The following is a 22,740-nucleotide window of genomic DNA, read 5'->3' on the forward strand; positions in this document are numbered from 1 at the left end:
ACTTCCTTGCGGAAGCCTTTTGAAACATGAAACACCTCTCGGTGTAAACTACGGAAACGGTATTTTATTTAAAATTGGGCTTCTTCAGTTGAGCCTTTTAAAGCTGTGGTAGAAGATTTACCTTGCATGACTGCATTTTGCACTGCGTCAAAATAACCTGTTCCTACAAATGCCTGGTGTTTAACCGCTTTAAAACCTTGCTTCTGTAGGGCAAATTCTCTTTGTTGCAATTCAGAATACCCAGCCATGCCTTTGTTTTTATAAGCAGTTGCTAATTCGAACATAGCAGTATTCAATGCATGGAAGCCAGCTAGCGTTATGAACTGGAATTTGTATCCCATTTCAGCTAGTTTTTCTCGGTATTCTAACATCTCATTTTCAGTCAGCTTTGCTGCCCAATTGAAAGATGGGGAGCAATTGTAAGCCAGCATTTTGTTTGGATATTTTTCCTTGATGGCCTGAGCAAATTCTCTAGCCTCTCCTAAGTCAGGATGAGATGTTTCACACCACACTAGATCAGCATATGGAGCATAAGCAAGACCCCGGTTAATCGCTTGTTCCAAGCCGTTTTTTACGCCAAAGAATCCTTCGGAAGATCTTGTTCCATCTAGAAATTTACGATCTCTTTCATCAACATCTGACGTCAATAAATTAGCAGCATCTGCATCAGTTCTGGCAATGATCAGGGTAGGAACTCCCATCACATCTGTTGCTAGTCTTGCAGATATTAACTTATTGATCGCTTCTTGTGTAGGGACTAATACTTTTCCGCCTAGGTGGCCACATTTTTTGGCTGAGGATAGTTGATCTTCGAAATGCACACCAGCAGCACCAGCTTCTATCATCCCTTTCATAAGTTCGAAGGCATTCAAGTTGCCACCAAATCCAGCTTCCGCATCAGCTACAATTGGAGCCATCCAGTGAATATCACCTTCACCACTTACCGACTGAATTTGATCTGCTCTTAATAGTGCGTTGTTAATCCTTTTCACCACATTTGGCACGCTGTCAGCAGGATATAAACTTTGATCAGGATACATCTGCCCGGCTAAGTTAGCATCGGCAGCAACTTGCCATCCACTTAGGTAAATAGCTTTTAGGCCTGCTTGTACTTCTTGTACAGCTTGATTTCCTGTAAGGGCACCAAGGCCAGCTACGAAATCTTCTTTCTTCAACAGATCCCATAGTCTTTCTGCTCCTAAGCGAGCAAGACTATGATCTATTTTTACAGTGCCAGCTAGTTTTACAACTTCTTCTGCGGTATACGTACGTTCTACATCTTTCCATCTTGGGTTTGAAGTCCAATCAGATACTAATTGATCGATTTTTTGTTGAGTATTCATGTCGTTTGATTTTATATAGTAGTGAAATTGATTTTATAAATAAGGGTAAGCTTTAAGCGTTAAGAAATCTTCAAATTCTTCGCTTTTCACTAGTTTTTTGAGGATATCTCTCGCTATTGCTATTTTTCCTGTTTCAACCCGTTTTTGACCGAGCATTTCCTTTACCTTTTCGGTTTCTTCCTCTAAGAGCATACAAAACAAAGCTCTATTGAAGATCTTACCATTTTTAAATGATATTTGGTGATGGTACCATTGCCATAATTGAGCTCGGCTGATTTCTGCTGTAGCGGCATCTTCCATTAGATTGTAAATTGCAGCAGCTCCCGTTCCTTGTAGCCATGATTCTATGTACAATAAGGCTACATTGATATTCATTCGTACTCCTTTTTCAGTTACCTCGCCATACATCACGTGTGGACTTGTTAAAGCAGAAGGTGTTGTTGTAAACTCCTCTCTGAGAACATGCTTTTGGTGCGGTTTTTCACCAATAATTTGTTCAAATACTGCTTCAACAGCAGGGATTAAAGCAGGATGGGCTACCCAGCTGCCATCGTATCCGGCTAGTGCCTCTTCTGTTTTATCATTTCTGACTTTATCTAATATTTTCTGATTTTGCTCCTCATCTTTGGTAGGGATGAAAGCAGACATACCACCAATCGCATGAGCACCTCTTTTATGGCAAGTCTTTACCAAAAGATTAGCATATGCTTTCATGAAAGGAACTTGCATGGTTACTTCATTTCTATCGGGAAGAATGTAGCCTGGTCGATTTCTAAATTTCTTGATAAAGCTGAAGATGTAATCCCATCTGCCAGCATTAAGTCCTGCCATATGATCTCTTAGCTCATAAATAATCTCCTCCATCTGAAAAGCAGCTGTAATAGTTTCTACTAACACAGTGGCTTTGATAGTGCCAACGGGTATTCCCAGTTCATTTTGGGCAAATACAAAAACTTCATTCCATAATCTTGCTTCAAATCTGTGTTCTAATTTCGGCAAGTAAAAGTAGGGTCCACTTCCGTTTCTGATCATTTCATGAGCATTATGAAAGAAATATAAACCGAAGTCAAAAAGTGAGGCTGAAATAGGTTCGCCATTTACCAGAAAGTTTTTTTCAGATAAATGCCACCCTCTAGGTCTCACTTTTAATACCGCAGGATTTGCTTTTAACTTGTAGCTTTTGCCTTGGTCAGAAGTAAAATCAATCTGCTTTCGTATTGCATCATATAAATTTTGCTGTCCATCTGTTATATTTTTCCAAGTGGGACTAGTGGCATCTTCAAAATCTGCCATGAAAACTCTTGCGCCAGAATTTAAAGCATTGATGATCATTTTTCTATCAACAGGCCCAGTGATTTCCACTTTCCTGTCTTGTAAGTCTTTTGGTAAAGGCGCAATTTTCCAGTCTAAGTCATTACGTACATCTTCAGTAGTTTTTGGAAAATCAAGTTCTTTCCCTTGCTTGATTTGATCATAAACCTGCTCTCTTCTGCCGAGTATTTCAAGTCGCTTTTCATTAAACCTTTCGTGCAGTTTATTTAAAAATGAAATTGCTTCATCTGTTAATAAGTTAAAGCCCTCTACTTTCTTTTTTGAATTCCTTATTTGTGCTGATGTAGTTTCCATGTGATTATCAGTTTTTTGTGTGATTGATATCTCAAATGTATATCAGCGAAAAATAAATAACAAGCGAATATTCGCTATTGGATTTTATTCGCTATCTTAGCGAATGCTTGGAAAGGAAGCTGGGTGGGATTAAAAGCTGTAAAAAAAAAATAAAAAACTTTTTTCGCTTGATGGGAGAACGATAAAATTCATAAAAAATCAGAAGAAATGGCGATATCTCAAGAAAATGTAAAATTGATATTTGGGTTAAAAGTGAGACAATTACGGATTGAAAAAGGCTTGTCTTTTGCTCAATTGTCAAAGCAAACAGGCTTATCAGCATCCTACCTAAATGAAATTGAAAAGGGTAAAAAATATCCTAAAATTGAAAAGATTAATATTCTATCAGAGGCGCTCGAAGTGACTTTTGACGATCTGGTGTCTTTGCAGCTTTCTAAGAAACTTGCGCCATTAGGAGAGTTGTTGCAATCAAATTTGTTTAAAGAACTTCCGCTGGAGTTATTTGGAATTGAACCAGCGCATCTTTTAGACCTTTTGAGCAACGCTCCGGCCAAATTAGGAGCTTTTTTAAGTACGCTTATCGAGATCAGTAGAAATTATGGGCTTCGTGTCGAAAGTTTATATCTAAATATGTTGCGCTCTTTTCAGGAGATGCATGATAACTATTTTGAAGGTATTGAAGAGCAGGTTGAATCTTTCAGAGCGCAGTTCTTTAGCATGAATTCCTTTCCTTACACATTTGAGCAATTAGAGGAGGTTCTTAATTCAGAATACAATTATCAAGTTATTCCAAAAGGACTTCAACATCAGCAAGAGTTGAAACCATTACGTTCTATGACAATTCCTGGTGATGCTCCTCAATTGTTGATGAATCCGAAATTAACGGATGCACAGCAGTTATTCACTATGGCAAAAGAGTTGGGTTACCAGTATTTAAAATTAAGTCCGAGACCTTTTACCTCCAGCTGGATATCAGTCAATTCTTTTGAAGAGGTTTTGAATAATTATAAAGCATCTTATTTTGCTTGTGCATTAGCTTTACCGGAAAACACAATTGTGGAGGATCTGAAAAAGTTCTTATCGGAACCCCAGTTTAATGCCGATTTGCTCTTAAATATTTTAGAGACCTACCAATGCACTCCTGAAATGTTGATGCATAGAATGACTAATCTGCTTCCAAAGGTGTTTGGTATTAAGGAGTTGTTCTTTTTGAGATTTAGCACATCCAATGAAGAGACTTTTAAGCTGACTAAAGAGATGCATCTTTCAGGACTTCATAATCCTCACGGAACGGCATTGGATCAGCATTATTGCAGAAGGTGGGCTTCTATTGAGATTTTAAAAGAACTGCGAAATCAGGAAGAACAAAAACAAGATGGAGTAAAATGTAAAGTGCAGCGCAGTCAATACGTGAATTCTGATAATGAGTACTTGATTATTAGCTTAGCTAAACCTAGCAATAAAAGTATTGGACAGAATAGCAGCGTATCTATCGGGTTATTAATCACACCAGCGATGAAGAAAAAGGTAAAATTTCATAATGACCCTGCTATTCCTATTAGAATTGTTAATGAAACTTGTGAGACCTGTCCGCTCTACGATTGCCACGAAAGAGCCGCCTCTCCCCATGTCTATGAAGAAGCTCAGCGATTAAATGCCATGAGGAAAGCAGTAGATTTATTAACTAGAAAATAATTTTAATACTTGCGAGGGTAGCAATCACTAATGCTTTCTGTAACAAAAGTTACCTATTTAAATTTCAGATTAAGTATTTTTAATACAGTAAATCACTTAAAATAAAAGATCATGAAAGCCAATATGGGAACTGCAGATAAAATCATCAGAATTTTATTAGCGATTTCAGTCGGTATATTATATTATGCTGGAGTTATTTCTGGGACCTTAGCAGTAATATTAGGAGTATTAGCTGCGGTATTTATCGCTACAAGTTTCATTAGCTTTTGCCCGCTATACCTCCCTTTTGGAATTTCTACTAAGCGCAAAGCAACTGAACAGAAATAAAAAAAGCGACTCGAAAGAGTCGCTTTAAACACTATTCAACTATGAAAAAAAATGGCTTTCTTAGGTTAATCGGTAATTGTAATAGTTCCTGTCATTGAACTATGAAATTCACAATTGTAAAATAAAGTGTTAGGTGCATCGCTGGGAACGGTGAAAGTAATAGTGCCAGATTGAGCCCCATTATTCGTCACTCCATTATTATATGCATTTGAACTACCAGTTCCTTGCGTCTCGTTAATGTAAAACGGATGTCCAGAGGCATTTACAGTAAATGTGTAAGTTTCACCTCTCACTAACGTAATGTCAGGATTTGACACATTAGTAAGTCCGTTTCCAGTAAATTGGTAAGCGCTTGCTCCATCATTGGTCACATCATAATTAACAGTGCTTGCTGTCGATACTTCAATGTCCGAAAAGGTAATAGGGTTGTCAAAATTATTAGCTCCATCAAATTCATACTCTCCAACAACTCCATTGTCATTGTGTAGCATGATCCATAATGTTTCTCCATCTTCAACAGTTTCTCCATCAGAAAAGGAAATCTCAACATCTGTCGAAGTTCCTGTTTCTAAAGCTACCGGCTCCGAAATAATTCCAGGGGCTACAAAAGAGCCCATTCCATTATCTCTATGGATAACTACCCACGAAGGTTGTCCCACGGTGATGCTTTCTACTACTACATTACCATTTGTCAAGGTTTGGTCGTTTGCAGTAAATGTTCCGGTAGGGGCTTGAACTGTTATTGATTCTGTAGTGACAGGTCCATCAAAACCATTAGCTCCGTCAAACTCATATTCTCCTACGGTACCATTTTCGGTATGTAGCATGACATATAGCACATCATCTGCTGCTACAGTTTCTGTTAGCTCAATTTCAACATCAGTATTAGATCCAGCTTCTAATTGTACGGGAGTGGAAATAATTTCGGGTACTTGAGGTCCATCACCAGCTTCGTTACTAGCATGTACTACTACCCAAGCAGTAGCATTAACAGTTAATTCATTTGCAATAAGAGTGTTTCCTTGTATAATTTGATTGGCTGCTGTAATGCTACCACTTGGCGCTTCTGTTTCGAAGCCCACCACAATTATATTATTGCCAAATACTTCTGGGCCATCTCCATTATCTGGAAAACCATATTCTCCGTCCGCTGGGCTTTCAATATGTAACATAGGGAAAAGCATTTCGCCACCACTGAAAGTAGCGCTACCTAAGTCTATCATCACATCTGAGTTAGTGCCAGCTTCAACAAAAGTTTGACCAATCACTGGACCAGGGTTTCCATCACCATCATCTTCGTGAATTACAATCCATCCATCAACGGCAGCATTTACTTCTTCAATAGTGACCATGTTTTCATTCACTACTTGATTATTAACAGTTACGCTTGGGGCAGATATTTCTATTTCGGTCATTACTATTTCACCTTCCTCTGTAGTAAGTGGTGCGTCTAGTCCATTTGCTCCGTCAAATTCGTAGACGCCTAATTCGCCATCATCAGTATGTAGCATTACCCAAACATTCGCATCTTCGGATAGATTTTCAAAATCTATAATAGGGATTTCAATATCGCTATTATCTCCAGCTTCTACCAAAACCGGCTCTGAAATGATTTCAGGAACCACAGGCGCATCTTCTTCACTCGCATGAACTACTAACCATCCATTCTGATCCAAATTTACATTTGAAACCACAATAGTATTCTGCGAAATTGTTTGATCAGAGACCGTCAACATACCAGTTGCCATTTCTGGTTCCATCATTTCTTCGTCCTCTTCAGTATTACAAGCAGTAAATAATAAACTAGAAGCTGCTATTCCAAGCAACGCTCTTTTCATTAGTACTTTTAAATTTAGTTCTTTAATCATCATCATTTTTTTATGTTTTGATTTCGATTGGATTTACGCAGTTAATCAAAAATCAGATTTATTTCACTTTGCCTTTTGTAGAAAAGCATCTTGTTCATTTCCTGATTTTAGTGATTAAATTGCTTATAAGGTTAATACACTGTGGAATCCAATTGTTAAAAAAAAAAGTATAATTTTAAAAAGAACTAGCTTAGTTCTTTTATATTTTTAGTAGATTAGTATCATTATTTAAAGTAGGATAGCGATCGAATATGGCTTTTTTAATTCTACCTCAGAAATCCATTTTTATAGGTTGAAACGTATTTATTTCTCAGTTACCTACTAAATTATTTTCCATGAATTATAAAATCAATTCTTTACCCATTTTACTTCTTCTTTCTACATTCATTTTTGCTTGTGAATATGAAAGAATAGCAAGTCCAGAAACTGATTGCGGATCTAATAGCCTAGAGCTAATCATCGAATCCGTTCAGAATACTACATGTCAAGAAGCCTCAGGTGAAATAGTGGCATCCGTTAATGGAGATGCGGTTTATGAATTCAGATTAAATGAAGGTGATTTTGTTGCAAATAGTGTTTTTACGGGATTAGCTGCTGGTACTTACACTATTCAAGCAAGAAATATAAATTCAAATTGCGTTAGTGAGGAAATGGAGGCAAATGTAAGAAATGAGGGAGGTCTCCAGCTTTCTGTAGTTGAAACCAAGGATTCTAATTGTGGGACAAGTTCTGGTAGTATTCTGATTAGTCAGGTGGGAGGTGTCGAACCGATTGACTATGTTTTAAATGGCGATCAAAGTCAAACTGAGCCAGAATTTACTGGTTTATCGAATGGTAGCTATACGATCGTGGCGAGAGATGCGAATGGTTGTGAAGCTGAGATATCGGAGATTGAAATTAGATCTGGAATAAGTTTTAGTAATGATATAAAATCAATTATTACTACTAATTGTGCCGTTAGTGGTTGCCATAATGGTTCCCAACCCCCTAATTTTTCTACTGATGATAATATATTTGTGAACGCATCCAGAATTAAAACCAGAACTTCTGCAGGGACAATGCCACCAGCAGGCAGACCTGACTTGACAGAAGATGAAATTCAAGCGATTGCTTGCTGGGTTGATGATGGAGCCTTAGATAATTAATTATATGAAAAAAACGGTAATATTATTGATCATACAGTTTTGGGTCTTTAACTTATTTTCGCAACAAGACCGGGAAAAAGTTTTTAGAGATACTCGAGTTGTCAATGGCCATTCTACAGAGCTTCTTCCAAAAGGAATGATGAAATTTATTATTTCCCATAGGTTTGGAGATATAAGCTCAGGTATCCAACAACTCTATGGGCTTGATAATTCTACAATTAGGATTGGTCTAGACTATGCAATCACTGATTTTATCAATATCGGGTTCGGCAGAAGTTCATTGCAGAAACATTATGATGTATATTTAAAATACAGGTTATTGCAACAAAAGAAAGATGGAGGTAGCCCAGTTTCCTTAGTGTACTATACAAATGCGGCTGTCAGAACTATTCAAACGCCTCAAACTGAAACTTTATCCTTTACGAATAATCTAACCTTTGTTCATCAATTACTTTTAGGTAGGAAATTTAACGAATTTATTAGCTTTCAGATTATGCCGACTTATGTGCATCGTAATTTTGTTTTAGACCTAGAAAGCAATAATGATATTTACAGTTTAGGAGCCGCAGCAAGGATTCAAGTATCTAAAGTATTGGCTTTTAATCTTGAATATTATTTGAATTTACCTGATCAGTTGGCATCACAATACCAATCTTCAGCCGGACTAGGAGTTGAATTAGAAACCAAAGGCCATATCTTTCAATTAAATTTCACTAATTCATTGGGTATGATAGCTCCTTTGTACATAGCGGAAACCACGGGAAGAGTACAGAACGGAAATATACATTTTGGTTTCAATATCACCAGGGATTTTAAAGTTGGGGCAAGGAAGTAGCGATTATGAACAATGCTAAAAAATATAATATCAAAATAGCGATAGCAGTTGCCTTATTGCTATCAGCGGCTTCATTTACTTTTCTCGAGAAGCAAGAGATTAATTCTAAAGATAATCTCATGGAAGTTTTATATGCTTTAGGGCAAGATTATCCTGAGCATTACATTGAAAAACCTGATTCAGCTAATATAAAGAGAGGGTATGAACTAATTCATGTGGGTAAAACAAAATCAGCAGATGGAATTGCATCTAAGGCCATCAGTAAGTTTTATACCTGTACCAGCTGTCATAATGTTGAAAGAGAGGACTTGGATTTAACATTGGTTGATCAAGATGCTAGATTGGAATATGCAATGGAAAATAAATTGCCTTATTTGCAAGGATCTACTTTTTGGGGTATAGTCAATAGAGAGTCTTGGTATAATGACGACTACATCTTAAAATATGGAAGTTTAGTAGATGACGCTAAAAACAGTCTAAAAGGAAGTATTCAGTTATGTGCCACAGTATGTTCGCAAGGACGAGAGTTGGAGGATTGGGAAATGACAAGTATTCTCTCTTATTTATCGACACTTCAAATGAAAGTTGAAGACTTAGAATTGAATATTGCAGAATTTGAACAGATGAATTCCTTGGCTGAATCTAATCCGGATAGTGCCATTGCATTTATTAAATCTCACTACCTTTCTAAATCTCCGGCTACTTTTGCGGAATTACCAGAAAGTAAGGAAAAGGGTTATTCTTTTGAAGGAAGACCCCAATATGGAAAAGCAATTTATGAATTGGGATGTCAACATTGCCATCATGCTTATGGAGAAAGTGATTTAGTTTTGGATAATTCAGTGCTTACATTTAGATGGCTTAAAAAGCATATGCCAGATAATAGTAAAAAATCTATTTATGAAATTATTAGAAAAGGTTCTTACTCCGAATTAGGTCATAAAGAGTATATGCCTAATTATACTTTAGAAAAAATGAGTCATCGGCAGGTGGAAGATTTAAGGGCTTATATTGAATCAAATGTAAAATAATAAGGACTATTCTTTTTAATGATTAGTCCTTAAAAATCACTTTCAAAGCGTATATTTGCCGATATGATTTCCAAAAAATCAAAATACGCTATTAACGCTCTTGTCCATTTAGGTAGGAAATATGGTGAGGGTCCTACATTAATCAGTACCATAGCAGAAGAAGAAAATATACCACAGAAATTTTTGGAAGCCATATTGCTGGAGTTAAAAAATGATGGTATTTTAGGAAGTAAAAAGGGAAAAGGAGGAGGCTACTATCTACGAAAAAACCCTGAAACTGTAAATCTTGCCCAAGTTCTGAGGCTTTTTGATGGAGCTATAGCACTACTTCCTTGTGTTACATTTAAATTCTATGAACGTTGCGAAGAATGTAAGGACGAAGAAACCTGTTCTATTAGAGAAGCATTTCTGAAAGTCCGAAATGAAACAGTCAAAATCTTTAAAAGCCAGACTCTGAAAGGTTTAGTTGACAAGGAAAAAAAATTGATTGCTAAAAAGAAAGTATGATTAGGCAGATTACTTTTTCTTTAATGGGAATTCAATTGTGAATCTAGTGAATTTATGTTCTTCTGATTCACATTTTAACTTGCCACCAATTTTCTCCACTGCAACCTTTACTAAATATAATCCGAGCCCGTTCCCAATAGATTTTTCTGACCCTCTGTAGAACATTTCAAATATTTTGGGCATTTGCTTTTCCGGAATTCCAACGCCATTATCTTCAACAAAAAGGACGAAAGATTTATCCTTTCTTATTGTACTTAACTTTATTTCTTGTTGGGGCTTATGATCATCCGAATAAATTAAGGCGTTTTCCAATAAATTGAGCAAGATCAACTCGAGCATTTTTTCATCAGTCTTGAGTTCATTTTCGTTCTTCAAGTCAAATTGAAATTTGAAATTTGATTGTTCAACCAAAGGACTGATTTTCTCCATCACTTGCTTAAAGATAGTTGGGATGTCGATGGTATTATATTCTACTTGTGAATTGTAGATATTATGGACCTGCGTCAATTTATCCAAAAGGATATCCATCTCTTTAGTAGTTTTTTCGATCAAGTCTAAGTACTTATCACTTTTAGCTTCAGGATTCTCAAACCTGGCTAAGGCTAAAATACCCTTAATCCTGCTAATAGGACCTTTTAAATCATGAGAGGTTTTGTAGGTGAAAGTGTCAAGGTCTTTATTAGTCTGCTGAAGCTTTTTGATCGTGTCTTTGATTTTAGCTGTCCTTTTTTCAACCCTAGTTTCAAGTGCTTGATTAAGTTCTTGCAATTTGTTATTGATGGCAATTACTTCCTCTTGAGAGCTTTCCAGTTCATGGTTTTTTTCTAATATGTCATCTCTTTGTTGACTGATTTCCTCATTAAGATTTTGCATTTTTAGCAATTGCTTTTCAATCACCTTTTTTTGTTGGATGACTTCAAAGGTTCGATCAGCTACAATCAGCTTAAGTCTTTTTCGATGCTGTCTAATTCTATAGGTATATCCTAGCATCAAGAGCCATATAATGCTAACTACAATGATACTAAAAAGGAAGTATGCCCAAGTGGTCTGATACCAAGGAGGTAAGATCACGAATTGGTAAGAAGCAATTTCACCTTCAGTTTCGTATAGGTTCCTACCCTTCACCGTAAAAGTGTATTTACCAGCGGGTAAATTGGTATATTCCTTATTATTCATTAGAGACCAGTCAGACCATTTTTTATCAAACCCTTGAAGATAGTAGGAGTATTGATTTCTTTCGGGCTGTTCATAGAATAGTGCGCTATATTCAAATTTGATATTGTTGTCTTTAAATTCTAATTGAGGAATTGATTCCTTGGGTTGTTTGATTACTAATGTTGGAATGCTGTCAGTGGTTCTATATTCTTTATATGATCCGAAAGAAAGTATAGAATCATTAAGACTTACTTTTTTTATAAAAGTATTGAAGGGGATCTCTAAATCTACTTTCACTTTTTCATCATATCGATAGAGGCCTTCATTACCGGCTATCCAGATTACACTATCTTCGGCCTCATCAACATAAATGCTAGAGAAATTCTGATTAGGAATAGCTTTTAATGGTCGGGTTACTTTACGATAGCTCCCATCTTTCGTTCTTTCTAATTTTAATACGATTTGCTTTTGCGATTCCTCAATGACAGTCAGCCAAAAATTACCGTTTCGATCTTGATCTATGTTAGTGATATTCAATTTTTCATGAGTGATTTTTGAAGATGGAATAAATAAATCTGAAGAATCAGCTTTAGGACTTTTATTCAGCGCATAAAATCCTTTTGAGGTACTGAAAAGGATTTCACCATCTGTAGATTTTAAAATATTAATAGCATTAACATCAGGTAAGCCATGTCTTTGATTAAAAAATTGCCATATGGGACTTCCCTTATTGTCATTAATTAAGTATACGCCTTGTGATTTATAACTTAACCAATGTTGCGACTGCTGACTTAATATGCTATTACAGAACCCACTAATTTCTCCAATGTATTCTTCCGTTTGATCTGATATAGGTGAGTATTGAATTATCCCATTACGGAATGTAGTGATATTGTAATTATTGTCACCTGTTGGAAAGGCGTTGGTTCCTCCCTTGATAGATATGGTTTTAATTACATCTTCATTTTTGATTTTATAAAGTCCGTTATCCCCAATTGCAAAAATATAATCTTTGGTATTAAATATGTTGAATAGTCGATCTTTCGTATTTTCTACGAAGCGAAGTTTTTTTTTATTGTTAAAGGTGTATAAGCCAGCAAAAGACAGGATATATATTCGATTATTTATATTAAAAACCTCGTTGACTGACGTCTTTAAGTTAGAATTTTCTCCCCAAAACATTAACATATTACTTGCCTGAATTCGAGTAATTCCTTCTTGGTGAACTGACCAAGTTCCATTTTGAAAATCAGAATAAATATTTAAGTTAATATTGCTTGGTAATCCATTATGTATATTTAAGTTATTTAATATTGTATCTTCAATATTAAAACTAAAAACTCCTTGATTTGCAGTAGAAGCCCAAATTGAATTACTTCGACTCAAGGAAAGAATTGATTTCCCGAAGCTATACTGACGACTTGTTTCAATGATTGAATCGTTCCGAAATATGAATCCCTTATTTCGGGATGATCCTATAATGTACTTTTCGTTTTTATTAAGCCCATCAATAATATTGTTTCTTATAGATGACGGAATGCTTTTATTTGACCCTGAAATTGGATTAAGCTGATCATCGTCAAGTTTTAATAAAGCTTGATTAACTTGTTTTACATAAAGTTTTTCTTCGTGAATAAATCCTCCAAAACCTCTGTTTAATGGCCAATATTTAAAGTCATTTTTGCTATATCTGATTAAATAGTTTCTTGTGATAAAAAATATATCATTTTTGTTATGCAGTATTTGAAGGACGAGACCAAATCTTTCAAGTTTAAAATTTTTGCTTAATGATTGGTAAAAGATTTTATTCCTGTCGCTTGTATCTATGTATCCAAATTCATCATTACTCCCTACAAAAATCCTGTCATTTGAATCCTTATGGATCGTCCGTACAAATTTGCCTCCCGCTATTTCAATAAAATCCCATTCCTTTCCATCATATCGTAAAACTCCGTTTAAATTGGCAAAGTAAAAGAGTCCGTTCGAAGTTTGTATAATGTCCCAATTTGATATTCCTGCCTTATATTCCTTAGCGGAATAATTTTGTAACATGGGCGCGAAGTATGATTGGCTATTTGCAATTGATATTTTTAATATCAAAAGGCTTGCAACCAAAAAGCTGAGTGATAATTTTTTGGTTTGGAAGTTATGAATATGTGACCAACTTACTTTCAAATTCTTTTATTGATATTGCTCTGAAATAGAAATATATAGAATTTAATCTGAAATTATTAGCGATTTATAATATATGAGGATTTAACAGTAGGTATTTTCTTACTTTAGTCAATAAAAAAAAACGGTAGGAATATATAGTATATAACCTACCGTTTTTAGTACATCTTATATTATTAATTTTTATCTTTTCAAAGCATGAATTTTCTTTTTACTGAATTTTTCAGGAAATTCTTCATACCATTTACTGACCGTTTCTGCCCCTAATTTGTCATAGATATAGGAGAGTTGTTGACTTAATTTTTCTTCCTGTTGCTGCTGAAACTTTTGTTTCTCTTCATCGCTGTCAAACCCTATTATTTGTGCAGCTTTAGGTGTAGGTTCATGGTGCACAAATAAATTTAGTTTTTCATGACAAAATTTTTGATAAGCACGAGTATGCAAAATAAAATTATGCCACATTTCATCAATGATGATCAAAGAGTGATCAATAAACATGCGAAAGCTCTTTTTTTCTTTGATGTTTTCTGATGCCAACCATAACCATTTCTTAGTTTCGGTTAAGATTTCTTCGGCTTCTTCTCTGCTGACCGAATATCTTTCCATAAAACCTTCAATAATGACATTGTCCTCATTACAGTCCAATGCTGTTTCCAGGGTTGAATCGATTTTTGAAATTATTTGAGCCATTTCAATAAGAATTAATGGCTTTCACAAAGTGACATGCACGCTGTCTGGATATTGTTATTTTTATTGATAATTTTCTTCAATAATTGTGCTTTTTCTGTGTTTACTTTTGAAGTAGTTTTTGTAGAAGTAGTTTTCATTTCTTGTACTTTTTAGAGTTAAATTAAATTTTCAGAGCGCAAAGGTAATTTCTGCAAATTAGCACACAAGAAAAATTGCAACTATTTGAAATGCTGTATTTTAACCGATTTAATAAATCATGAGATAGTTAATTTTATTATTTAAATATGAATATAATTACGAAGAAGGTTCAAGGAAATTCATGAAGTTGTAAGGTAAGAATTATGATAAATTGTGACTGATTTATATCATAATTCTTAGAAGATGGATTTGATAACAAAGAATTTGATGGACTGTTTAAATTGTATTTAACTTATTAAGTCTTCTTCTTTTTCTTTTTAGCAGCAGGAAACAAAATATTATTTAAAATTAACCGGTAACCAGGTGAGTTTGGGTGTAAATTCAAATCGGTTGGAGGCTCACCCACAAAGTGCTGATAATCTTCCGGATCATGACCTCCATAAAAAGTCCAAAAACCTTTGCCAAAGATGCCATGGATATAGCGCGCCTCGTCAATTTCATTATTTTCACCCAGAATAACCACGTCAGGCTTTATTAATGACTTCCTATAAGCGGTAGTTTGTCCCATAAATCCCTTAACCAATTTTTCATGATTTTGAGTCAACATAGTGGGTATAGGATCCCATTTTGCAGAAAACTCAAATAAAGTAAAGAAATCATTTCCTTCTTTTATGCCAGGTCTGTCAATCTGGTTCTGATCGATATTGGAATATTCGTATTCCAACGGGTTCATTTCCAATTTGAAATTCTTAAAGGCAAGGGTTTGCTCATAATCTAATTTTTCTTGAGCATTAGGGTCTGCCGGATCCCCATCATACATTCTTGCGGCAATATCTATTCCTGCTGCGGCAAGTGCAATATCATAGGTGTCAGTAGCAGAGCACATGGCAAAAAGGAAACCTCCTTTGTTTACAAAACCTCTTATTTTTTGCGTGATGGCTAGTTTAAGTTGCGATACTTTTCTAAAGCCATGCTTTTTGGCCATGGCCTCATACTCTTTTTGTTGCTCTATATACCAGGGTTGATTGGCATAACTACGATAAAATTTACCGTATTGTCCTGTGAAATCTTCATGGTGTAAGTGCAACCAATCATAGTCAGAAAGACCTTCTGTCATAATCTCATCGTCAAAGATAACATCATAAGGAATTTCGGCATAAGTCAAAACGAGCGTAACTGCATCATCCCAAGGTTGCTTCGATTTAGGTGAATAAACAGCAATTTTGGGTACTTTGTCCAGTCGCATCGCATCTTTGTTAGAGGAAGGGCTCGCAATTTCATCCAACATACTATTAGCAGTCGCATCTGAAATAATTTCGTATGACACCCCTCTAATGATTAATTCATTTATTATGCTTTGTTTGCTTTCTATTAAAAAACTTCCCCCTCTGTAATTTAACAGCCAATCTATAGGAATTTCCTTTTCCAATACCCAGAATGACAATCCATAAGCTTTTAAATGGTTGGATTGCTCTTTATCCATTGGGATCAAAATTTGATTAGCCTTTGCACAAATGGTGGACAGAGAGATTACTAGTATAAGTAAAGTGATTTTTTTTAACATATAAGCTGCTATTATTGCGTTATAAATGTATAACTAAATATAATAAATGGAGTTTCAAATCAAAGTTTCTTACTTTTATGTAATATATCGTGAATAATCACATTAAATTGCTAAAATTTACAAAAAAATTGATTGATTTTGGATTATCTGGAAAACATTAAAGAAGGGGTAAGGTCGATTAAAGGTAATCGATTGAGGACTATTTTAACAGCTGCAATTATCGCAATTGGGATCACCGCTTTGGTTGGGATTTTAACCGCTATTGATGGCATACAAAACTCAGTAAGTGGAAATCTTGCAGGTTTAGGGGCTAATAATTTTGATATAGAAGCTAGAGGCCTAGACGGTAGGAGAAGTACTTCAGAAGGCAAAAAAGAAAAAAGGTATGAACCTATCGGCTACAAAGAAGCTGTACAATTTAAAAGTAAATACAATTACGCAGGCAATGTTTCAATTTCAACGAGAATTACAGGAAATGCAGAATTAAAGTACAAGTCTGAAAAAACAACTCCTACCATAAGAGTGTATGCTTCGGATGAAAATTATTTGATTCAAAATGCTTATGAGATCGATAAAGGTCGAAATTTTGCTCCGCTGGAGGTTCAGAATAACAGTGGTGTCGTTATACTGGGAGCCAATGTGGTAGATAAATTATTTAAGGAAAATGTAGACCCTGTCAATAAAGATATTTCGTTTTTTGGATCTCGTTTTAAGGTGATTGGTGTCCTGAAAGAGCAAGGTGGCATGGGAGGCGGAGGAGCTGATCAATCCATTGTTATTCCTGTAGGTCTATCAACTTTATTTGCAAACCGCACATTGCAGTATAATATCACAGTCGCACTTCCTGATCCAATATTAATGGATCAGGGGATTGCTGAAGCGACAGGAATCATGCGCGGAATAAGAGGAGATGGAATTGGACAAGAAAACTCATTCAATATTCAGAAAAGTGAATCACTAGCTGACAGATTGGAGGACATCGCAGGATATTTGAGGATTGGTGGATTCGCAATAGGCGCTATTACACTGCTGGGAGCTTCCATTGGATTAATGAATATTATGATGGTATCCGTCACTGAGAGAACAAGAGAGATTGGTATTAGGAAAGCAATTGGAGCTTCTCCTTCTAAAATCCGTTTACAATTTTTATGGGAAGCAATCGTCATCTGTCAAATTGGAGGGATAGCTGGAATAATTTTAGGGATAGGCATTGGTAACGGTATTTCTGCAATTATTGGTGATGGGGGATTTGTTGTACCCTGGCTATGGATGATAGTAGGAGTTACAATTTCTGCTTCCGTTGGCCTTATCTCTGGTTATTATCCTGCCTATAAAGCTTCAAAGCTGGACCCTATCGAATCATTGAGATATGAATGATCGATAAGTTTAAGAATTATGATTAAGAAATTGTTCCTCATAGTGCTCTTTGCAAATATCTCCTTTTCATTAATTGGAAAAGACAGCTATTTTAGAGGGTTTTATCATGGGGAAAATATCTTTGTAAGGAACCCATATTTAGGTCAAGATGCTGGATTTTGTATAGAACAGATTTATTTAAATGGTAAATTGCTGGTTGAAAATCCAGAAATTTCGGCATTTGAAATCGACATGGAAAGTCTTGAGCTCGATACTAGGGTAGTGATTCGGATTGTTCATCAAAATGACTGCCAGCCAGAGCTAGCTAATCCTGAGGTAATTGAAGCGGATTTAAAATTTAGCTGGCTTAAGATTTATGTGGATGAAAATCAGATTATTTGGATAACCACGAAGGAGGCTGAAGAAGGGTTTTACATCGTTGAAAAACAGATGGACGATGATTGGATGCCTTTAGATACTGTAAAAACAAAAGGTGGTATATTCATTAACCAGCATAGTGTAGAGTTGGATCATCTCAAGGGAGATAATTTATATAGAGTGCAATACCATGATCCTAAACTGGATGTCAACTATTCGGAAAGCTTTAATTTTTACTCTGATAAGGAAGAAATTAGCCATGCAATAGATGAAGATAAATGGATAATCGAGTTCACGCAAGAAGTAAGCTATTTACTCTATAATGATAATAGTAGGATTATAAAACGAAATAAAGGAGTCTCTTGCGACATTAGTAAACTTCCTAAAGGGCAATATATGGTCAAGTATGACAATAAAGAAGTTTATTTTCAGAAGAAGTAGTAAAATTTAGCACAGACTTGGAACAGTTTGAATTTAGGTTTACATAAATCTTCCACTTTCAATACTGTCGAAGTAGAAAAATTGTATTTGCGATAGTGCAATCTCTCATTTAAAAATAGTAGCTAAGGTTGTTTAAGCCTCTGATGTTAATTGTGGTATCTAGGAATCACACCTCTTTAAAATCTTTATTTTTAAAATATCGAACAGCTTACTAATCTGTTTTTTCAGAGTTATGAGGGAAGTTTATCCTGTCTATTACTGTATTCTTTACAGCTTTGTCGTGTTCAAACTTCTTTTTCTTCATATTATCTAGGTTGTCCTCAGGTAATAATTATTATTAAATTAGAATATTATTTGCTTGTCAATTTATAGAAAATAGGTCTCAATATCTGTTAAGTCAAATTTCTCATTCGTTTAATTCCTTTTTTATTAATTATATACAAATTTAATTCTAACAAACGCTTGTAAGTTATATTTAAGTTTTGCAATTTACTCTGCATACAGCATAAAATATAACCAAAACTAATTACTATGGAAATGAGAAAAATTTTAACAGTATTTTTAGCTTCAGCCCTTTTGTGGTCTTGTACACAAGATGATGAAGATATGAGCCTAATCGATGAAAAAGTTCAGCCAGAACAAGAAATTGAGATAGTCCCCAAAGAAGAAATTGATGCTATCATTAAAAATGCATTGGAGGAGAAGAACGAATTTAACTGGTCTGAATTAAATGATGTACAATTGTGGAGTGCTTTAGTACATTCTGACAGCATTTTGACAGTTGGTTATTTAGCTGCAGGTGAGACTAATATTAATGAAAGAATGACTTCTATCAATGTTCAAGCACCTAATTGGGTAAACTCAAGAACTGATATTATTGAAGAAACTCGATCTGTGATTGAAAGGAAAAGACAGATGACTATTACTGACGAGGATCTGCCTAATTTCTCGCATGAAGTATTGCCTTTTGTAGAGATGAAGGTGTCTGATCTAGAAGTTATTAGCAGACTGAGAACTTTAGATAATGTGCGATACGTAGAACCATTAAGCTACCAGGTAGACTTTCAGAAATATGGCGAAGGAGAGCGATATAGTGATTCTGGCTGTTCAAACGATCCAAATTATAATTTAGCGGGTTTATATACAGAGATTGCACCGGGTGCAAAAATGTCTTGGAATTATCCGCAAATGGGAATTGACCAAGCGTGGAATTATAGCACAGGTGCAGGAATTACCATTGGAATGATTGATACCGGGCTTTCCCCAAATCAAGATAAATTAGGTAGCCAATTCAATTCGGGTTTCTCTCAAAACAGAACAGTTGAAAGAGTTGGTACCTATCAAACAGGATCATGGTGGTGGAAAAAGTATGACGGTCCAGATGATAAATGTGGACACGGAACTTCGATGGCAGGCGCTGCAGTTGCACCTAGAAGCAACGATGGTTCTGCAGTGGGTGTCGCTTATAACGCCAATTTAGTAGGTATAAGAGGTACTAGTGACGTTATTGTTAATGGTGGTAATGAAAAAGATGGAGTTACTGAAGCCTTGGTATATTTAGGTAATCGTAACGATGTTAAAATTATTAGTATGTCAATAGGTGATGTATTCAATAATTCCAAAGTAGCAGACGGTATCCGCTATGCTTATGGGAGAGGTAAATTGATATTTGCAGCAGCAGGTACTTCAACCAGTTGGACAAATTGGTTTGGCGTTATTTTCCCAGCTAATATGAATGAGACCGTGGCAGTTACTGGCGTTAAAGAAGGTCAATACGAAAGATGTAATACCTGTCACTCCGGAAGCAAAGTTGATTTTACAGTTATTATGGAAAAAGCAGGATCTGATGCCCATCCGCTTTCAGTAGCAATGAGTGGAAATCAACCCTCAACTGTCGGTGGTTCATCTGTGGCTACTGCTACAACTGCCGGAATAGCGGCTTTGGTTTGGTCTAAAAATCCTTCCTGGAACCGAGACCAGGTATTGCAGAAACTCAGAGAGTCTTCCGATTTTTATCCAAATCGGAATTCACAGTTCGGATATGGAAATCTAAATGCGCTGACTGCAGTGCAGTAAAATTATTTAAATGCTGTAGAATAAAGGCTGTCTTGTGTCGAACAAGACAGCCTTTTTTTTGGTCTAAACCGGACTAGCGCCTTATGGAAATGTGCGAAAAAAGAGGATGTACGGATAATTTCATGCTGAAGTATTTACGCTTCATCCTAGTAATCTGACACTTCAGTCAACTTTAATTTATTATAATAGAATTCTACCCCACATTTGGTGCATAGCTCAACAATCAAAAGCACCATGAAAAATATTTTGATCATACTACTAATAATCGCTGGCATCAGGGTAGAGGCACAGAATCTCGTTGAAGGTTTTGTCACCTCTACCAAAGGGGATAGCCTACCAGGAGTGAATGTTTATCTTAAAAATACCTACGATGGCACATCTACTAAGGTCAATGGCTATTTCTCTTTTAAAACCTCAGCAACTGGTAATCAAACACTAGTTGCACAGTCTGTAGGTTTTAAAAAGCGAGAGTTTCCTGTTGTATTTAATGATGGACCTATCGAAATCGATATAGAGCTCAAAGAAGCTATTGACCAGCTAAATGCGGTGACCATTACAGCAGGAGCTATGGAAGCTTCAGATGCAAAAAAAGCAGTAGTGCTAAAGCCATTAGATATTGTAACTACCCCTAGTGCTATGGGAGATATCATCGGTGCTTTTCAAACTTTGCCGGGAACTTCCACAGTAGGAAATGATGGACGATTGTTTGTAAGAGGAGGCGATGCATCTGAAACGGCAATCTTTATTGATGGCTTGCAGGTCGGGAATGCCTTTGGAACAACTGCTTCTAATGTGCCTACTCGCACACGTTTCAGCCCCAATCTTTTCAAAGGTTCTTTCTTTAGCACGGGCGGTTATTCAGCTGAATACGGACAGGCACTCTCTTCAGCCTTGGCTTTAAACACAGTAGATATCCCACTTCGCAGCCAGGGTGACATCAGCATTATGTCATTAGGTGGAGGTTACACGCAAACTTTAGTGGGAAAGAATAATAGCATAACCGCTTCAGCTAATTATTTTGACCTTTCCCCTTATCAATCACTGATTAAACAAGATTTTGACTGGGAACGCAGCCCATATGGCTGGGATGCATCACTTGCAGCTAGCCAGAAATTGAGCAATGGAGGGATGTTGAAAGCTTATTTCCAAAAGGAGTCTAACGGTTTGAAACTATGGCAAAAACAGCCAGGTGAAGCAGGAAGAGGCACTCTAATTGGCATCAAGAATAAGTACACTTACGCTCAGTCTAATATTAAGTTGATCGGAAAGAATGGCTGGAGCTATACAGGTGGAGCTTCTTATTCTGATAATCTGGATCAATTTGACCTGGATAGCCAAATGGTAAGCCAACAAAATAGGCTAATACATCTAAAAGGGGTAGCGATCAAAGATTTTTCTGATGCTATTTCCTTAAAAACAGGTGTGGAAAGCACCTGGTCATCTTACCAAGAAACATTGGTAAATGAAGGCTTAAGTAGAGATTTTCTTGATCAACGCTATAACGTATTCCTGGAATCGGATTATTATTTGAGTAATCAATTGATATTCAGAGGAGGAGTACGTTCTGGATACAGCGTTTTGAATGATGAATTTTGGATTGATCCAAGAGCATCAGTTTCTTACAAATTTGAGCACGAAGGTCAGATGTCTTTTGCTTATGGCACATTTAGTCAACTGCCATTAGAAAGATTCAGAATACTTAATAACAATTTAGGGAACACAGAAGCGGAACATTTTATATTAAATTATTTCATTTCTAAAAGTGGACGAACCTTTCGTGCAGAGGCTTTTCATAAATCTTATGACAATCTAGTTACTTTTAATGGATATAATCAAGCACCGGAAGATATATCCTTAAGCGGACAAGGTTATGCAAAGGGAATGGATTTCTTTTATAGAGATCGCAAATCCATTAAAGAAACTGATTTTTGGATTACCTATAGTTTTGTAGATTCTAAAAGAAAATTTGATTCCTTCGAATCTCAAGTGCAACCCAGTTTTGCACCCAGACATAATGCTTCTGTAGTTGCTAAGCATTATGTGTCATTCCTTCAATCTCAGCTCGGAATGTCATTCAGTGTCAATGATGGGTATACGTATACAAATCCGAATTTACCCGGCGAGCAAAATGCAAAAACCAAGAGTTTTCAGGATATGAGCATCAGTTGGAGCTATCTGCCAAAACCTAACCTGATTATTCATTTGGCATGTAGCAATGTATTGGGTAGAGATAACATTTTTGGTTATCAGTATGGACAGGAGGCCAACGAATCAGGTTTGGTTCCCGGCATGCCTGTTGTTCAAGGAGCACCCCGGTTCTTATTCCTTGGCATCTTCTTAACACTTTCTAGTGATAAATCAGCAAATCAATTAAATAACCTATAAATCTAAAA

Annotated in this window: 16 protein-coding genes; 10 read left to right on the forward strand and 6 right to left on the reverse strand. The window is 35.9% G+C overall.

Annotated elements, in window-relative coordinates; all coding sequences use genetic code 11:
- Positions 1-68 precede the first annotated feature (68 nt).
- Both aceA and aceB read right to left on the reverse strand, forming a co-directional pair.
- The gene (aceA, locus tag B9Y84_RS17200) at positions 69-1,343 is read right to left on the reverse strand and encodes an isocitrate lyase (RefSeq protein WP_085518634.1); all 1,275 of its coding nucleotides are present in this window, start codon (positions 1,341-1,343) and stop codon (positions 69-71) included.
- Between the two features lie 33 nt (positions 1,344-1,376).
- Complete coding sequence (gene aceB, locus B9Y84_RS17205; RefSeq protein WP_085518635.1) at positions 1,377-2,969, reverse strand: malate synthase A; 1,593 nt, start codon at positions 2,967-2,969, stop codon at positions 1,377-1,379.
- 207 nt (positions 2,970-3,176) lie between these two features.
- Here aceB and B9Y84_RS17210 point away from each other — a divergent pair, with 207 nt between their 5' ends.
- Together B9Y84_RS17210 and B9Y84_RS17215 are read left to right on the forward strand one after the other, a co-directional pair.
- Entirely contained in the window at positions 3,177-4,664 is a 1,488-nt protein-coding gene (locus B9Y84_RS17210; RefSeq protein ID WP_085518636.1) for a helix-turn-helix domain-containing protein, read from the forward strand.
- 111 nt (positions 4,665-4,775) lie between these two features.
- Positions 4,776-4,991, forward strand: coding sequence for a YgaP family membrane protein (locus B9Y84_RS17215; RefSeq protein ID WP_085518637.1), 216 nt, complete (start codon positions 4,776-4,778; stop codon positions 4,989-4,991).
- Between the two features lie 65 nt (positions 4,992-5,056).
- Here B9Y84_RS17215 and B9Y84_RS20770 read toward each other — a convergent pair whose 3' ends face one another.
- Entirely contained in the window at positions 5,057-6,865 is a 1,809-nt protein-coding gene (locus B9Y84_RS20770; protein ID WP_085518638.1) for a cupredoxin domain-containing protein, read from the reverse strand.
- 329 nt (positions 6,866-7,194) lie between these two features.
- Here B9Y84_RS20770 and B9Y84_RS17225 point away from each other — a divergent pair, with 329 nt between their 5' ends.
- From B9Y84_RS17225 to B9Y84_RS17240, 4 genes are all read left to right on the forward strand, one after another.
- Positions 7,195-8,004, forward strand: coding sequence for a hypothetical protein (locus B9Y84_RS17225; RefSeq protein ID WP_085518639.1), 810 nt, complete (start codon positions 7,195-7,197; stop codon positions 8,002-8,004).
- 4 nt (positions 8,005-8,008) lie between these two features.
- A complete protein-coding gene (locus B9Y84_RS17230) occupies positions 8,009-8,839 on the forward strand; it encodes a DUF5777 family beta-barrel protein (RefSeq protein ID WP_085518640.1) in 831 nt (276 codons plus the stop codon).
- A gap of 5 nt (positions 8,840-8,844) precedes the next feature.
- Positions 8,845-9,870 (forward strand): c-type cytochrome, encoded by a 1,026-nt coding sequence (locus B9Y84_RS17235; RefSeq protein ID WP_085518641.1) that lies wholly within the window; start codon positions 8,845-8,847, stop codon positions 9,868-9,870.
- Between the two features lie 63 nt (positions 9,871-9,933).
- A complete protein-coding gene (locus B9Y84_RS17240) occupies positions 9,934-10,377 on the forward strand; it encodes an RrF2 family transcriptional regulator (RefSeq protein ID WP_085518642.1) in 444 nt (147 codons plus the stop codon).
- Between the two features lie 9 nt (positions 10,378-10,386).
- Here the strand turns inward: B9Y84_RS17240 and B9Y84_RS17245 are convergent, their stop codons facing one another.
- The 3 genes from B9Y84_RS17245 to B9Y84_RS17255 all read right to left on the reverse strand — a co-directional run bounded on the left by B9Y84_RS17245 (position 10,387) and on the right by B9Y84_RS17255 (position 16,096).
- Entirely contained in the window at positions 10,387-13,584 is a 3,198-nt protein-coding gene (locus tag B9Y84_RS17245) for a sensor histidine kinase (protein ID WP_085518643.1), read from the reverse strand.
- Between the two features lie 303 nt (positions 13,585-13,887).
- Positions 13,888-14,394: a glycine-rich domain-containing protein gene (locus tag B9Y84_RS17250; RefSeq protein WP_085518644.1), complete on the reverse strand. Its 507-nt coding sequence runs from the start codon at positions 14,392-14,394 to the stop codon at positions 13,888-13,890.
- Between the two features lie 433 nt (positions 14,395-14,827).
- Positions 14,828-16,096, reverse strand: coding sequence for an asparagine synthetase B (locus B9Y84_RS17255; RefSeq protein ID WP_085518645.1), 1,269 nt, complete (start codon positions 16,094-16,096; stop codon positions 14,828-14,830).
- 138 nt (positions 16,097-16,234) lie between these two features.
- Here B9Y84_RS17255 and B9Y84_RS17260 point away from each other — a divergent pair, with 138 nt between their 5' ends.
- The 4 genes from B9Y84_RS17260 to B9Y84_RS17275 all read left to right on the forward strand — a co-directional run bounded on the left by B9Y84_RS17260 (position 16,235) and on the right by B9Y84_RS17275 (position 22,732).
- The gene (locus tag B9Y84_RS17260) at positions 16,235-17,473 is read left to right on the forward strand and encodes an ABC transporter permease (protein ID WP_085518742.1); all 1,239 of its coding nucleotides are present in this window, start codon (positions 16,235-16,237) and stop codon (positions 17,471-17,473) included.
- Positions 17,474-17,491: 18 nt separating this feature from the next.
- The gene (locus tag B9Y84_RS17265; RefSeq protein ID WP_085518646.1) at positions 17,492-18,271 is read left to right on the forward strand and encodes a hypothetical protein; all 780 of its coding nucleotides are present in this window, start codon (positions 17,492-17,494) and stop codon (positions 18,269-18,271) included.
- 537 nt (positions 18,272-18,808) lie between these two features.
- A complete protein-coding gene (locus B9Y84_RS17270) occupies positions 18,809-20,347 on the forward strand; it encodes a S8 family peptidase (RefSeq protein ID WP_085518743.1) in 1,539 nt (512 codons plus the stop codon).
- Between the two features lie 234 nt (positions 20,348-20,581).
- Positions 20,582-22,732: a TonB-dependent receptor gene (locus B9Y84_RS17275; RefSeq protein ID WP_085518647.1), complete on the forward strand. Its 2,151-nt coding sequence runs from the start codon at positions 20,582-20,584 to the stop codon at positions 22,730-22,732.
- Positions 22,733-22,740 lie beyond the last annotated feature (8 nt).

The sequence above is a fragment of the Marivirga sericea genome (genome assembly GCF_900177665.1).
GTDB classification, from domain to species: domain Bacteria; phylum Bacteroidota; class Bacteroidia; order Cytophagales; family Cyclobacteriaceae; genus Marivirga; species Marivirga sericea.

What these genes read in the sequence shown, in the direction of transcription:
- B9Y84_RS17275 (WP_085518647.1), top strand. Translation starts at nt 20,582, where the DNA reads ATGAAAAATATTTTGATCATACTACTAATAATCGCTGGCATCAGGGTA.
- B9Y84_RS17245 (WP_085518643.1), bottom strand. Translation starts at nt 13,584, where the DNA reads ATGTTACAAAATTATTCCGCTAAGGAATATAAGGCAGGAATATCAAAT.
- B9Y84_RS17270 (WP_085518743.1), top strand. Translation starts at nt 18,809, where the DNA reads ATGAGAAAAATTTTAACAGTATTTTTAGCTTCAGCCCTTTTGTGGTCT.
- B9Y84_RS17250 (WP_085518644.1), bottom strand. Translation starts at nt 14,394, where the DNA reads ATGGCTCAAATAATTTCAAAAATCGATTCAACCCTGGAAACAGCATTG.
- B9Y84_RS17230 (WP_085518640.1), top strand. Translation starts at nt 8,009, where the DNA reads ATGAAAAAAACGGTAATATTATTGATCATACAGTTTTGGGTCTTTAAC.
- B9Y84_RS17235 (WP_085518641.1), top strand. Translation starts at nt 8,845, where the DNA reads ATGAACAATGCTAAAAAATATAATATCAAAATAGCGATAGCAGTTGCC.
- B9Y84_RS17255 (WP_085518645.1), bottom strand. Translation starts at nt 16,096, where the DNA reads ATGTTAAAAAAAATCACTTTACTTATACTAGTAATCTCTCTGTCCACC.
- aceB (WP_085518635.1), bottom strand. Translation starts at nt 2,969, where the DNA reads ATGGAAACTACATCAGCACAAATAAGGAATTCAAAAAAGAAAGTAGAG.
- B9Y84_RS20770 (WP_085518638.1), bottom strand. Translation starts at nt 6,865, where the DNA reads ATGATGATGATTAAAGAACTAAATTTAAAAGTACTAATGAAAAGAGCG.
- B9Y84_RS17240 (WP_085518642.1), top strand. Translation starts at nt 9,934, where the DNA reads ATGATTTCCAAAAAATCAAAATACGCTATTAACGCTCTTGTCCATTTA.
- B9Y84_RS17210 (WP_085518636.1), top strand. Translation starts at nt 3,177, where the DNA reads ATGGCGATATCTCAAGAAAATGTAAAATTGATATTTGGGTTAAAAGTG.
- B9Y84_RS17265 (WP_085518646.1), top strand. Translation starts at nt 17,492, where the DNA reads ATGATTAAGAAATTGTTCCTCATAGTGCTCTTTGCAAATATCTCCTTT.
- B9Y84_RS17215 (WP_085518637.1), top strand. Translation starts at nt 4,776, where the DNA reads ATGAAAGCCAATATGGGAACTGCAGATAAAATCATCAGAATTTTATTA.
- aceA (WP_085518634.1), bottom strand. Translation starts at nt 1,343, where the DNA reads ATGAATACTCAACAAAAAATCGATCAATTAGTATCTGATTGGACTTCA.
- B9Y84_RS17225 (WP_085518639.1), top strand. Translation starts at nt 7,195, where the DNA reads ATGAATTATAAAATCAATTCTTTACCCATTTTACTTCTTCTTTCTACA.